Annotated in this window: 14 protein-coding genes and 1 tRNA gene; 11 read left to right on the plus strand and 4 right to left on the minus strand. The window is 35.7% G+C overall.

The window, feature by feature from the left end; genetic code table 11:
* Positions 1-87 precede the first annotated feature (87 nt).
* Complete coding sequence (locus ACK1U5_RS18185; protein WP_000912460.1) at positions 88-984, plus strand: deoxyribonuclease IV; 897 nt, start codon at positions 88-90, stop codon at positions 982-984.
* Positions 985-1003: 19 nt separating this feature from the next.
* Here ACK1U5_RS18185 and ACK1U5_RS18190 read toward each other — a convergent pair whose 3' ends face one another.
* Entirely contained in the window at positions 1004-1258 is a 255-nt protein-coding gene (locus ACK1U5_RS18190; protein ID WP_001048954.1) for a DUF2624 domain-containing protein, read from the minus strand.
* A gap of 149 nt (positions 1259-1407) precedes the next feature.
* On the opposite strand from ACK1U5_RS18190, the gene ACK1U5_RS18195 reads away from it, so the two are divergent.
* The 4 genes from ACK1U5_RS18195 to ACK1U5_RS18210 all read left to right on the plus strand — a co-directional run bounded on the left by ACK1U5_RS18195 (position 1408) and on the right by ACK1U5_RS18210 (position 4497).
* Positions 1408-2286, plus strand: coding sequence for a YitT family protein (locus ACK1U5_RS18195; RefSeq protein WP_000435963.1), 879 nt, complete (start codon positions 1408-1410; stop codon positions 2284-2286).
* Positions 2287-2466: 180 nt separating this feature from the next.
* Entirely contained in the window at positions 2467-3237 is a 771-nt protein-coding gene (locus tag ACK1U5_RS18200) for a metal ABC transporter ATP-binding protein (RefSeq protein WP_001059662.1), read from the plus strand.
* A complete protein-coding gene (locus ACK1U5_RS18205) occupies positions 3237-4070 on the plus strand; it encodes a metal ABC transporter permease (protein WP_000613815.1) in 834 nt (277 codons plus the stop codon). Before ACK1U5_RS18200 ends, ACK1U5_RS18205 begins: the two co-directional genes overlap by 1 nt.
* A gap of 13 nt (positions 4071-4083) precedes the next feature.
* Entirely contained in the window at positions 4084-4497 is a 414-nt protein-coding gene (locus ACK1U5_RS18210; protein WP_001054516.1) for a Fur family transcriptional regulator, read from the plus strand.
* Positions 4498-4573: 76 nt separating this feature from the next.
* On the opposite strand, the gene ispG is transcribed toward ACK1U5_RS18210, so the two are convergent.
* The 3 genes from ispG to yqgB form a co-directional block, all read right to left on the minus strand.
* Positions 4574-5677, minus strand: coding sequence for a flavodoxin-dependent (E)-4-hydroxy-3-methylbut-2-enyl-diphosphate synthase (ispG, locus tag ACK1U5_RS18215; RefSeq protein WP_153577907.1), 1104 nt, complete (start codon positions 5675-5677; stop codon positions 4574-4576).
* A gap of 164 nt (positions 5678-5841) precedes the next feature.
* Positions 5842-6207: a protein YqfZ gene (gene yqfZ, locus ACK1U5_RS18220; protein ID WP_000825416.1), complete on the minus strand. Its 366-nt coding sequence runs from the start codon at positions 6205-6207 to the stop codon at positions 5842-5844.
* 72 nt (positions 6208-6279) lie between these two features.
* The gene (yqgB, locus tag ACK1U5_RS18225; protein ID WP_069604752.1) at positions 6280-7038 is read right to left on the minus strand and encodes a protein YqgB; all 759 of its coding nucleotides are present in this window, start codon (positions 7036-7038) and stop codon (positions 6280-6282) included.
* A 241-nt stretch (positions 7039-7279) separates the two neighbouring features.
* Here yqgB and ACK1U5_RS18230 point away from each other — a divergent pair.
* The 6 genes from ACK1U5_RS18230 to pstC all read left to right on the plus strand — a co-directional run bounded on the left by ACK1U5_RS18230 (position 7280) and on the right by pstC (position 14043).
* A tRNA-Ile gene (locus ACK1U5_RS18230) sits at positions 7280-7353 on the plus strand.
* 221 nt (positions 7354-7574) lie between these two features.
* Positions 7575-8186, plus strand: coding sequence for a superoxide dismutase [Mn] (gene sodA / locus ACK1U5_RS18235; RefSeq protein ID WP_069604753.1), 612 nt, complete (start codon positions 7575-7577; stop codon positions 8184-8186).
* 116 nt (positions 8187-8302) lie between these two features.
* Complete coding sequence (locus ACK1U5_RS18240) at positions 8303-9580, plus strand: MFS transporter (RefSeq protein ID WP_000871385.1); 1278 nt, start codon at positions 8303-8305, stop codon at positions 9578-9580.
* Positions 9581-9689: 109 nt separating this feature from the next.
* Positions 9690-11816 carry a peptidoglycan D,D-transpeptidase FtsI family protein gene (locus ACK1U5_RS18245; protein WP_061138949.1) on the plus strand — a complete coding sequence of 709 codons (2127 nt, stop codon included), beginning with the start codon at positions 9690-9692 and terminating at the stop codon, positions 11814-11816.
* Between the two features lie 331 nt (positions 11817-12147).
* Entirely contained in the window at positions 12148-13065 is a 918-nt protein-coding gene (locus tag ACK1U5_RS18250; protein WP_061138950.1) for a PstS family phosphate ABC transporter substrate-binding protein, read from the plus strand.
* Positions 13066-13092: 27 nt separating this feature from the next.
* The gene (gene pstC, locus ACK1U5_RS18255) at positions 13093-14043 is read left to right on the plus strand and encodes a phosphate ABC transporter permease subunit PstC (protein ID WP_000940912.1); all 951 of its coding nucleotides are present in this window, start codon (positions 13093-13095) and stop codon (positions 14041-14043) included.

A 14043-nucleotide genomic window follows, 5' to 3' on the forward strand; every position in this document is an offset into this window, starting at 1 on the left:
GTGCATCTTTTGTGAACAAACAATTCACTACATATTTCTACAAATTATGCTATCATTATATCTATTGTATATTGAAGAGGTGATTGTATGTTAAAGATTGGATCTCATGTTTCCATGAGTGGTAAGAAAATGTTATTAGCAGCAAGTGAAGAGGCTGTTTCATACGGTGCAACAACGTTTATGATTTATACAGGTGCACCACAAAATACACGAAGAAAACCAATTGAAGAATTGAACATAGAAGCAGGAAGAAAACATATGGAGCTGAACGGAATTGAGGAAATTATCGTCCATGCCCCTTATATTATTAATGTTGGGAATACGACGAAGCCAGAAACATTCCAATTAGGAGTAGACTTTCTTCGCATGGAAATTGAAAGAACATCGGCATTAGGTGTAGCGAAACAAATTGTTCTTCACCCAGGAGCGCACGTTGGTGCTGGAGCAGATGCTGGTATTCAACAAATTATTAAAGGGCTTAATGAAGTATTAACGCCAGAACAGACGGTTAACATTGCGTTAGAGACGATGGCAGGAAAAGGAACAGAATGCGGTCGTAGCTTTGAAGAAATTGCAAAAATTATTGATGGTGTAAAATATAATGAAAAGCTATCTGTATGCTTTGATACATGTCATACGCATGATGCAGGATATGATATTGTAAATGACTTTGACGGCGTATTAAACGAATTTGATAAGATCGTTGGTATAGATCGTTTACAAGTACTTCATATTAATGATAGTAAAAATGTACGCGGAGCAGGAAAAGACCGTCATGAAAACATTGGATTTGGTCACATTGGGTATAAAGCATTGCATCACATTGTACATCATCCACAGTTAATGCATGTACCAAAAATTCTTGAAACACCGTATGTAGGGGAAGATAAAAAAGATAAGAAGCCACCATACAAATTGGAAATCGAAATGCTGAAAAACGGCACTTTTGATGAAGGGCTTCTTGAAAAAATTAAAGCGCAATAAGGAGGGGGAAATCCCCTCCTTATTTTAGTAGTTGCTGAAATAATGTATTTACTTGTTGGGCAGTGGCAGGGGAAGTTACTTTTGCGATTTGTTTTAAGAGCTCTAGTCGCTCGTTGTTATCGTAGATATTAATATTTTTACCCTTCATAAGTAAAACGATTTGATCAGCTTGTGCGGCTGTAATGGGAACTTCATATTCTTTGCTATATTTTAATAACTCTTTTGTAGAAATATGATTTAATTTTTTATTAACAATTTGTTTAATGAGGTTCATCTTATTATCCTCCTTCACGCGTTCTTCTATCGAAATATATGAGCATATAGCTTGTACATATTCGTATGGAGTTTCTTTTTTCATGAGGAAAAGAAGCGTATGTTATAATATAAGGACAAAACTACAGAAAAAGAGTAAAGGGAGGACTTATGGAGCAAAAGCAACATCGAAAAGAAAGTGTTATTCATCTCATTTATCGTTTAGTTATGATTATTTTTGGAGCAGCATGCGCGGCGGTAGCAATTGAACTATTTTTAATGCCAAATAAAATTATTGATGGTGGAATTATTGGTATTTCTCTTATATTAGATTATCTTACTCCTAACATTTGGTGGTTAAGTTTTTCTACTTTAGTCGTTGTTCTCAATATCCCATTTATGTATTCCGGTTATAAGCAAATTGGAAAAACATTTATGTTATCTTCGACATTTGGTATTGTAGCGTTAGCTTTCATTGAGTCAACGTTACATGCGGTACCACCATTTACAACAGAACCTATTTTAGCGACAGTGTTTGGTGGTCTTATTTTAGGTCTTGGTGTAGGACTTGTAATTCGTCATGGTGGATCGCTAGATGGAACTGAAATTATGGGGATTTTATTAACGAAGAAATTACCGTTCTCTGTTGGTGAATTCGTAATGTTTGTGAACTTATTTATTTTTGCATGGGCAGCATTTGTGTTTGGTGTGGAACAAGCGATGTATTCTGTTATGACGTACTATATCGCATTTAAAACGATCGATACAGTAATTCAAGGGCTAGATGAAACGAAGGCGGTTTTAATTGTATCTGATCAATATGAGGAAGTATCAAACGCGATTTTGCATCGTCTTGGCCGTGGAACTACAAAGCTTGTAGCGAAAGGTGGTTACACGGATAAAGAAAAAGAAGTTATTTATGCAGTTGTAACGCGTCTAGAAGTGACGAAGTTAAAATCAATTGTGCATGAAATTGATGAAAATGCGTTTGTTACGATTATGAGCACGCAAGAGACAAATGGTGGTAAGTTTAAATCGGCTATTCACTAAAAAGTTTATAGGAATATTTTTCGAAAGCAGAGAATTTTTCTCTGCTTTTTGTTATAATAGTAAGGTTTCTTGAAAAAATAGATATATTTTAGGCAGATTGGTTTACAACTATAATAAGCTGTACTATAATTCAAATAGATATAAATCGGAATCATTCTGAATTAAAATAGGTGAGATGCTATGAATAATATATTAGAAATTGAAGGTTTAACATTCCGATACGAAGATCGGAATGTGTTAGAAAATATTAATTTGCAAGTTCCGAAGGGAGCTTTTTTAGGTTTAGTGGGACCGAATGGTTCAGGTAAATCAACTCTACTTAAGTGTTTATTAGGTGTTTTAAAGCCAAAAGAAGGAAGCATTCGCGTGTTTGGCGTTGATAGTAAGAAGTTTAAGGAATGGAACAAAGTTGGTTATGTATCCCAAAAGGCAAATAGTTTCAATTCTGGTTTTCCAGCAACTGTTTCTGAAGTTGTGTCAATGGGACTTGTTTCGAAAAAAGGGCTTTTTCGCTTTTTCACAAAAGAGGATAAGAAAAAGGTAGAAAAAGCAATTGCTGATGTAGGAATGAGTGAGTTTCAAGGTCGTAACATTGGAGAGCTTTCTGGTGGACAGCAACAGCGTGTATTTATTGCTCGTGCGCTCGTTAGTGATCCTGAATTGCTTATTTTGGACGAGCCTACTGTTGGAATCGATGTAAAAAATGTGGAAAGTTTTTACGAAATATTAGAGGATTTAAACAAAAGGCTCGGGATCACATTAATTCTTGTTACTCATGATATGGGAGCTGTTACTGAAAAAGTAACACATGTTGCATGCCTAAACCAACATCTACATTTCCATGGAAATGTAGAGAAGTTCCGAGAGTTAGAAGATGCAGAAATGTCCGTCTTATATGGACATCATGTTCATCGTTTAGAACACGAACATGAGCATCACGGGAGGATATAATGATACAAGATTTTTTACAATATGACTTTTTACGTAATTCTTTATACGCAGGTATTTTAATTGGACTTGTTGCACCGCTAATTGGTGTGTTTGTTGTTATTCGTCGTTTATCTCTTATTGCGGATGCATTAAGTCACGTGACGTTATCGGGTATTGCAGCAAGTTTATTACTTGAAAAAACCATTTTTACAGGTGGGTTTTTAAACCCCTTATATATGGGGATGATTTTCTCGATTGGTGGAGCGCTACTAATCGAAAAGTTACGAACTGTATATAAGCACTATCAAGAATTAGCAATTCCAATTATCCTTTCGGCAGGGATGGGGGTTGGAGTTATTTTCATTTCACTTGCAAATGGATTTAACACAGACTTATTTAGTTATTTATTTGGTAGTGTCAGTGCTGTAACAAGTACAGATTTAATTATTATTGGTATTGTAGCAATTGTTGTTGTTGCGACAATTATTTTATTATATAAAGAGCTGTTTCTATTATCATTTGATGAGGAATACGCAGTATCAACTGGTTTAAGAGCGAAATGGATTCACTTTATTTTCATTATATTAGTTGCTCTTGTCATTGCAGTATCAATGCGTGTAGTGGGGGTTCTTCTTGTATCATCATTAATGACGTTACCAGTTGCAGCAAGTATTCGTATTGCTAAAGGATTTAAACAAACAATTTTCTTTTCCATTTTATTCGGTGAAATTGCAGTAATTGGTGGAATGTTTGCTTCGTATCAACTTGATCTAGCGCCAGGTGGTACAATTGTTATGATAGCAGTTCTTATTTTAATCGGTGCGATTTTATGGAAGAAGAAAAAAACTGCATAAAGTAGGGATAGGTATGAATCTAACAGAAGCTTTACGCCTAATGAAAGAAAAAGGATACAAACATACTGGAAAAAGAGAAGAGATGCTCAGATTATTTGCAGCACATAATCGTTATTTAACTGCGAAAGACGTTTTAGAGCATATGAAGGACGATTATCCAGGGCTTAGTTTTGATACGATTTATCGTAACTTAACAGTTTTTGCTGAGATTGGTGTTTTAGAACAAACGGAATTAAATGGTGAAAAACATTTTCGTTTTACTTGTTCTATTATGGAACATCATCATCATTTTATTTGTTTGGATTGTGGGGGAACGAAAGAGATTACTTCCTGCCCAATGGATTTTATGAATAAAGATTTTACCGGTTATGAAGTAACGGGTCATAAGTTTGAAATATATGGTCGTTGTCCAAAATGTGCAAAGTAAAAGCTCGTCGGTTAAACTGACGAGCTTTTTTACGTAGAAAAGAAGGTTGCTCACAAATATTGTGGCAACCTTCTTTTTATTGTTCTTGTGTCTCTTTTTCTTTTTCTCGCTCAGCAGCCATTTCAGCAGCAATTACGTCGATCTCTTTTTTCAGTTCTTCTACCATTGTTTCTTCTGGTACTTTACGAACGACTTGCCCTTTACGGAATAATAATCCCTCTCCACGTGCACCGGCAATACCGATATCAGCTTCACGAGCTTCACCAGGACCATTTACAGCGCAACCAAGTACTGCAACTTTAATTGGTACTTGAAGTGTAGAGATGTATTCTTCCACTTCGTTAGCGATGCTAATTAAATCAATTTCAATACGACCACAAGTTGGACAAGAGATAAGTGTTGCTGCGTTAGACGCAAGACCGAATGATTTTAATAGTTCACGAGCAACTTTTACTTCTTCAACTGGATCAGCACTTAATGAAATACGTAGTGTATTTCCGATGCCTTTATTTAAGATTGCTCCAAGACCAGCAGCACTTTTTACAGTTCCGGCAAACAATGTTCCGGACTCTGTAATACCTAAATGTAATGGATAATCAAAAGCACGAGCAGCTTTCTCGTATGCTTCAATTGCTAAGTTAACATCAGAGGCTTTCATAGATACGATAATATCGTGGAAATCTAAGTCCTCTAAAATTTTAATATGATGTAGCGCACTCTCAACCATACCATCTGCAGTTGGGTACCCGTACTTTTCTAAAATGTGACGCTCTAATGAACCAGCGTTTACACCAATACGGATTGGAATACCGCGCTCTTTTGCTGCATTTACAACAGCTTCTACTTTATGGCGACGACCAATGTTACCTGGATTGATACGTACTTTATCAATGCCACCTTCAATTGCTTTTAAAGCAAGGCGATAATCAAAATGAATATCAGCAACAAGTGGAATGTTGATTTGTTTTTTTATATCAGCAATAGCATCTGCTGCGCGTTCATCTGGAACGGCAACGCGGACGACTTGACAGCCGGCTTCTTCTAAACGCTTAATTTCAGCAACTGTTGCTTCAACATCATGTGTTTTTGTTGTTGTCATACTTTGTATAATTAATTCATTATTACCGCCGATTGTTAAATTACCGACTTTAACTGGACGTGTTTTTGTACGATGAGTCATTTCATTCACGAATAGATCGCTCTCCTTATAAAAGAAGTTTCTTATTTAGTCCCTCATATCAATGATAGTATACGTGATATAGGGCTATAGAAACCGAAGTACTCGGTTTCACTTTTACTATTGTATCAGCGCCTTTATGTAATTGACAAGGATTAAGTGATAGCTTATTGATATAAGGGGAATTTATAAGACTTTCCAATTTGTATTTTTGTAGCAGATGTACTTTTATTTAATTGTTTAAAGTCGTCAATGACTTTTTCTATGGAAGGAATTTTTTTCTTGTTAATTTGTTCTGTAATAGAAAGAACTGTCTCACCAGTTTTTACTTCAATTGTTTTATAAGATACATCTGTTTCTTTTTCTGTTTTGTTCTCTTTATTTTGTTGACTGTCTGTGTTTTCTTTTTTAATCGTTTGAGCAGCAGTTGTTTTTTTATATGAACTTAACATCGGTAAAGTACCGATTTTTATATCGTAATAAAATATATAACCGAGAACAAGCACGAATAGGAATATACCTAATCTTTTCATATTCTTCACTCCTTTGCTAGGAATATATGCTTGTCCAAAAAAAAAATGCCTATTTAGGCATTTTTTTCGTTCTTATTTTTCTTTCGGTTTTGGAACTTCTTTAATCGTTAAGTACAGAACAATTAAAACAACTGCGATATAGATGAATGTTGATCCAGGTACGACAATTTTACATGCGTCCATAATCATAAAGAAGATTGTTGGAATTGTGTAGCTGTATGCAGTTAGTGTCCAAACTTGTTTATAGGATAGTTTACGTTGACCGCTCATAGCAGAACCGATGAACGCAAGTAAAGTCACGCCTACAAAAGTAATGAATAATTGGAATAGGTACACTAAGAATCCAATAACAAATAATAAAATCGGATAAATATTATCGAATAAAGAAATAAATTCTTGTAGATCTTTTTTCTCAAGAGATGCACCTAACAAATCGTTATAGGAATACGTTTGTATTTGACCATTTCCCATAGAGACTACTTTATCTTTTAAAACAAATAAACCTGTTTTATTTTGATATTTTTCTAGGTCTGTTGAATTTGGATCAAATATGAAAAGTGCATTTCCTTCTTCTTTTTCAATAGGTTGATCAATATCGGCTTTTAGTTCGCCATTTTCAATTTTAAAATCAGGTAAATCTTTATCGATGACTTGATTTACCATGCTTACACCATCTTGGATAAAACTACCGTACAAAAAAGTTCTTGGAATAGTAGTAATTAAGCAAAGTAGCATAATATACAAAATGGTTTTACCGATTTTTTGAAAACGGAATAGCGCCATATCTTTAGGCGAGTATATGCTTTTTACGAATTGGGTAAATATGGACATAGATTCACTTCCTTTATGTATGTATAAAATCATTGTAACGTAGTAATCTAGAGAATCTCAAGATATATTATATTTACATATAGTGGAGATAACTAAATTTCTTTTATTAACTTTCTTCTTTTAAATAAGAAAAATACAATTGACACTTTTCTTTTCTATATGGTAAATTTATCTTACATTTCTTAAAGAGCATATCCGATAGGAATTCCTTTATTTGATATGTTGTTACATACATAATTGTGGACCCTTAGCTCAGCTGGTTAGAGCAGACGGCTCATAACCGTCCGGTCGTAGGTTCGAGTCCTACAGGGTCCATATCCATTTCACATGTTTATTATGTTAGCAGGAAGCTTCCTTGTAGAAGGAAGCTTTTTTTACGGAATATATGAGCATTTTAATTGAAAAGAAGTGGGAATTTTGCTACTTTAATGATAGCAAGACAATGTGATTTATTTGTTTGCACCCTATGGCAATTAGGGTAGAATGAAGTTGTATGTCACTTAAGTGGCAATACATAAACTGGGAGGAATATAACAATGGCAAAACACGAATTACCAAATTTACCTTATGCGTATGATGCTTTAGAGCCTCACTTTGACAAAGAAACAATGAACATCCATCATACAAAACATCACAACACGTACATTACAAACTTAAACGCTGCTTTAGAAGGTCATGCAGAATTAGCTGACAAAAGCGTAGAAGAATTAGTTGCAAACTTAAACGAAGTACCAGAAGCAATCCGTACAGCAGTACGTAACAATGGTGGCGGACATGCTAACCATACATTCTTCTGGACAATCCTATCTCCAAACGGCGGAGGACAACCTGTAGGTGATCTTGCAACTGCAATTGAAGCAAAATTCGGTAGCTTCGATGCATTCAAAGAAGAATTCGCAAAAGCTGGCGCAACTCGCTTCGGTTCTGGTTGGGCTTGGTTAGTAGTAAACAATGGTGAGTTAGAAGTAACAAGCACTCCAAACCAAGATTCTCCTTTAACTGAAGGTAAAACGCCAGTTATCGGTTTAGATGTTTGGGAGCATGCTTACTACTTAAACTACCAAAACCGTCGTCCAGACTACATCGGTGCATTCTGGAACGTTGTAGATTGGAACGCTGCTGAAAAACGTTACCAAGAAGCAAAATAATTGTAACAAATATAGAAAAAGCTAGGGGAGAGCCCCTAGCTTTTTTCTATGCTTTCCTTTTACATAATTGGGCTTGTCTTTGGAAGACTAGAACATGAAGTAAAGGAGAGTTGTGTATGAAATGGAAACATATAATTGGTGACGTTGAAGTGAATCGGGATTTAGTGTTATTGCTCCTTATAGGAGGTTTATACACGCTCGCAATTTCTTTATCGAATACGTTTGTAAATATTTATTTATGGAAACAAACACAAAATTATGTGAATCTTGGCTTGTATAATTTAGCCAGCGTGGTATTACAGCCTCTCACATTTCTTGTAGGGGGGAAATTAGCGAAACGTATCGATCGCTCGATTTTATTACGAATAGGGGTAGGAACGCTCGCAATTTTTTTTATCGTTGTCTTAGTAGCAGGGAAAAGTGCTTCTCAGTATATTCTATTAATGGGGGCTCTTTTAGGAGTAGGATACGGTTTTTACTGGTTGGCTTTTAACTTATTGACATTTGAAATTACAGAACCAGAAACAAGAGATTTCTTTAATGGGTTTCTTGGACTTCTTACATCCTTCTCTGGGATGATTGGACCAATAGCAGCAGGATACACAATTTCACGTATGGAGAAATGGAGTGGCTATACTGTTATATTCTTTCTTTCATTAGTTCTATTTGCAATTGCTGTCGTCTTAAGCTTCTTTTTATCTAAAAGAGAATGTGAAGGGCGTTATGAAATCGTGCAAGTATTGAAAGAACGACGGATTGATAAAAATTGGGGAAAGATTACACGAGCTCATTTTTTCCAAGGATTGAGAGAAGGGACGTTTATTTTTGTCATTTCAGTATATGTTTATTTAGCAACTAATAGTGAGTTCGCATTAGGGAAATACAGTTTAGTGAACTCTGCTGTATCCTTTGTATGTTATTACTTAGTTGCTCGTATGTTAAAGAAGGAGTGGCGAAAAAAAGCAATTTTACTTGGGGGCATTATTTTATATGCTGTCGTCTTTTTAGTTATTTTCAATGTTACATACACGAAATTACTTATTTATGCGGCATGTATTGCGATTGCATATCCTATTTTACTTGTTCCGTACGGATCAATGACATATGACGTAATTGGTAGAGCGAAAAATGCGAGAGAATGGCGTGTGGAATATGTCGTTGTTCGGGAGTTATGGTTAAACGCCGGAAGAATCTGTTCCATTTTAAGTTTTTTATGTGCTGTACTATTCTTTCCACCTGAAAAAAGTTTACCTTACTTATTATGTATTTTAGGTGCTGGACATTTTCTTATTTATTTTGCAGTTAAAAATGTCAAATATGATGAGGGAAATGCGAGTAAAACAAGTGTTGTAACGCAAGAGAACGCGCAAAACCAAACTGAACCAGAAGGTTAACTTCTCGTTTGTTTTATGCTAGAATAGAAAAAGATGTAAGACAGCAGTGAGGACACCTGTATGAGGGTGTCCCTTTCACATTACATAGCTGTTGGTAGAGGGGGTTTGTATGAGCAAGAAGCAGAAGCAAAATAAGAAAAAGACCCACGTTCCTTTTCGATTAAACGTGTTGTTTTTCTGCGTGTTTTTAATGTTCTCCGCGGTTATTGTAAGGCTCGGATATGTACAAATTGTTCGCGGTGAAGAATATAAGAATGAAGTGGAGAAGAAAGAAAACTCAACGATAAGTAATCCTGTACCGCGTGGGAAAATATTTGACCGTTATGGGCGACCTGTAGTAGATAATGCAGCCATTCGTACTATTACATTTACAAAAATGAAGGGATCAACTGCAGAGGATCGCTTAGAAACAGCGAAAAAGCTAGCAGATTTGATTGAAGTACCGACAGATAAATTAACAGATCGCGATAAAAAAGATTATTGGCTTGCTATGCATAAAGAGGAAGCTAAAGAAAAAATTACGAATAAAGATCGTCAAGAGTTTAAAGATAAAAAAATTGATGATAAAGAATTAGACGAGCGTCAGCGAAGTCGTGTAACAGAAGAAGAGATTAATCAATTATCCGCAAAAGATCTAGAAATACTAGCGATTAAGAGTAAGATGGACGGCGGATATGCAATGACACCTCAAGTTATTAAAAAGGATGCTACAGAAAAGGAATATTCGATTATTAGTGAAAACCTAGCAGCATTACCAGGTGTAGATACGAATGTTGATTGGGAGCGAAAATATACGTACGATGATTTATTCCGAAGTGTACTTGGTGGGGTGTCGACATCTGATGAAGGCTTACCGAGAGAAAGACTAGATTACTATCTTGTTCGTGATTACAATCGAAATGACCGAGTAGGAAAAAGTTATCTTGAACAACAGTATGAAGATAGTCTGCACGGTACGAAAGCAGAAGTTAGAAATGTTACAGATAAAAACGGTAATATTTTAGAAACGATTAATGTATCAAAAGGACAAAGTGGTAATGACCTGAACTTAACAATTGATATGGAATTACAAAAGCGCGTGGAAGATATTCTTGCGAAGAATTTAATGAGGTTTAAAGGAAGCGAACCTCTTTTAGATCGCGCATTTGTTGTAATGATGAACCCAAAAAATGGTGAAGTTTTATCTATGGCGGGGAAACAATTAGTTAACGAAGATGGCCAAACGAAAGTAAATGACTTTGCATTAGGTACCATGACAAGTTCTTATCCGATGGGATCAACTGTAAAAGGTGCAACAGTACTTACTGGATATCAAACTGGTGCGATTCAACCAGGGGCAGTACAATTGGATGAACCAATTAAATTAAAAGGTACACCTACGAAGTCGTCTTGGAAAACGATGGGATATATTAATGACCTTACAGCTTTAAAAATGTCTTCTAACGTTTATATGTTTAAAACAGCGATGAATATCGCCGGTGTTCAGTATGTGAGAGGTGGTACGTTAGATATACCTCAAAAAGCATTTGATACGATGCGTTATTATTTCGGACAGTTTGGACTTGGTGTAAAAACAGGAATTGATTTACCGAATGAATCTGCTGGTCAGATGGGTAGAAGTAGTCAACCAGGTTTCTTACTAGATTTATCAATTGGACAGTATGATACGTATACACCGCTTCAATTAGCGCAATATATTTCGACGATTGCCAATGGCGGATATCGTATGCAACCACAAGTTGTAAAAGAAATTCGTCAACCGGCAGTGAAACCAGATGAAGTTGGGAAAGTTGTTCAATCTATGGAACCGAAAGTATTAAATCGTATTGATATGCCGGAATCGCAAATTAAACGCGTTCAAGAAGGATTTAGACAAGTGTATAATGATTCAGGTGGTACAGCTACAAAGTACTTTACAGGTGCAAAATATAAAGCTGCTGGGAAAACTGGTACAGCTCAAACTGTGTATGGTGGAGATAAAGAGATTGGTAGAAATGCAAAAGGTGAACGTGTGGAAACATATAACTTAACATTAGTAGGTTATGCGCCACTTGAAGATCCAGAAGTAGCATTCTCTGTTGTCGTTCCATGGGTACATGATGATAAGACTGGTATTAATGGATATATTGGTCGTGAAATTATGGACGCTTACTTTGATTTGAAAAACAAAGAAGTAAATGGTGAAGCTCCAAAAGATGATAAAGACAATAAAAACAAAGATCAAGATGATGAATAAAAAAGTTGTAAAAAAGCACACTATATGAAAAGATAGTGTGCTTTTTTTTATGGTTTATGCATATCGTGTAATAAATGTGGACAAGTATACAACATTGAAAAAACGCGGCCCTATAAATGATACTTGTATATGGTGGGATAGGGGATAAATATTTTATAGGGAAATCATCAGAGGAAATGAATAGCTACTACTGAATTAAAATTGTATCGTATGTTGATTTTTGTGGAACTTTACAAAACTTTTACAAACAATTAAAACCGAATTAATAGTTTAGCAGTATTCTTATATCTGTAATCCTGTTATTTCCGGTTACTTCTAGGAGGAAGAACACGTGAAATGGATGCGTACACCGATTAAGATTTTCGTATTATCAATATGGTTCCTCTGTTTTGAAATGTCTACTGCATTTGCTTTAAATGATACGGGAGAAGTGAGAGTTGATGGATCCTCAACGGTTTTTCCTATTATAGAAGCAGTAGCGGAGGAATATACAAAGGTGCATCCAGACGTGAAAATTTCCATCAGTATTTCTGGAACTGGGGGAGGATTTAATCGTTTCAGTAAAGGAGAAGTAGATATAAATAATGCTTCGAGAGTAATGAAACAAGTCGAGAAAAATGAAATGAAGAAAAACTCTATTCAGTTCACACCTTTTGAGGTTGCTAACGACGGTCTTACGATTGTTGTGAATCGCCATAATACATGGGTAGACGATATGTCAGTAGACGAGTTACGACTACTTTGGAGTGAAGATGGAAGAGAGAAGCGATGGTCACAAATTCATTCAACATGGCCACGTGAACAAGTGAAGTTTTATGCACCAGGCGTAGACTCTGGTACGTATGATTATTTTCAAAATGTCATCTTACAAAATCATCGCATTATAAAAAAAGTCTCTTTGTCTGAAGATGATCAAGTTATTATGCAAGGGGTAATGAATGATAAACATGCCATTGCTTTTGTAGGATATGCTTATTATATGGCTAATCGAGATAAGGTGAAAGCAATAAAAGTAAATGGTGTATTTCCGACGAAAGAGACCATTCAATCAGGTAAGTATAAGCCGTTATCTAGGCCGCTACTTGCTTATGTGAATAATGCATCTATCCGAAATAAAATGAATGTAGCAAACTATGTTGAGTTTATGATTCAGCATGTCGGTAACCTCGCTGAAGAGGTCGGGTATGTAAAATTACGAAAAGAAAAATACAATGAACAGCTGCGTATGTTAACAGAAATAAAAAGGTAATGTCAGGGTGGAAAGGGGTTTTCATCTTTGGCTCATAATGACAAAAGTCAAATTACATTTTCTGTACAACATTTGATTGAAAGAAATACAAAACAAAGAAAAAAAACGCAGCGAATCAATCGAATAGTGCCTTTATTACTAAAAATAATTGCTAGCGTTTCTATTGTGACGACACTTGGAATTGTTTTTACGCTCTCTAATGAAACAATCATGTTTTTTCAAAAAATATCATTATACTCCTTTTTGACGGAGAAAGAATGGTTACCATTTTTTGAAGACCCTAAATTCGGTATATTACCACTCATATGTGGAACGTTCCTTATAACTGCAATTGCTATGTTTGTAGCAATTCCTATCGGTTTAGCGTGTGCCGTATTTTTAAGCGAATATGCTTCAAATAGTGCACGGAAAATATTAAAGCCGATGTTAGAGCTATTAGCAGGTATCCCGACAATTGTATATGGTTTTTTTGCATTAACAATTGTTACGCCGCTTTTACAAAGGCTTATACCAGATTTACAGTTTTTTAATGCGATTAGTCCAGGAATCGTTATCGGATTTATGATGATGCCTACCGTTGCATCTCTATCTGAAGACGCGATGAGAGCTGTGGCGAAAGGGACGAAAGAAGCTTCATTAGCACTCGGAGCGACGCGGTTTGAAATGGTAAAACAAGTGGTGTTTCCGTCCGCTTTTACAGGGATTATGGCAGCAATTATATTAGCGGCTTCTCGTGCAATTGGTGAAACGATGATTGTTGTAATTGCAGCAGGATCCACACCAAATGTATCGCTTGATCCGACACATTCAATTCAAACGTTAACAGCCTATATTGTGCAAGTAAGTTTAGGTGATGCTCCGCATGGAACGATTACGTATTACAGCATGTATGCTGTAGGTGCAACGTTATTTTTGTTTACCTTTATTATGAACATCATTTCGCAGTCTATTATGCGCCGTTTTAGGAGGATGACATAA

This window comes from Bacillus sp. XB1 (genome assembly GCF_053557995.1).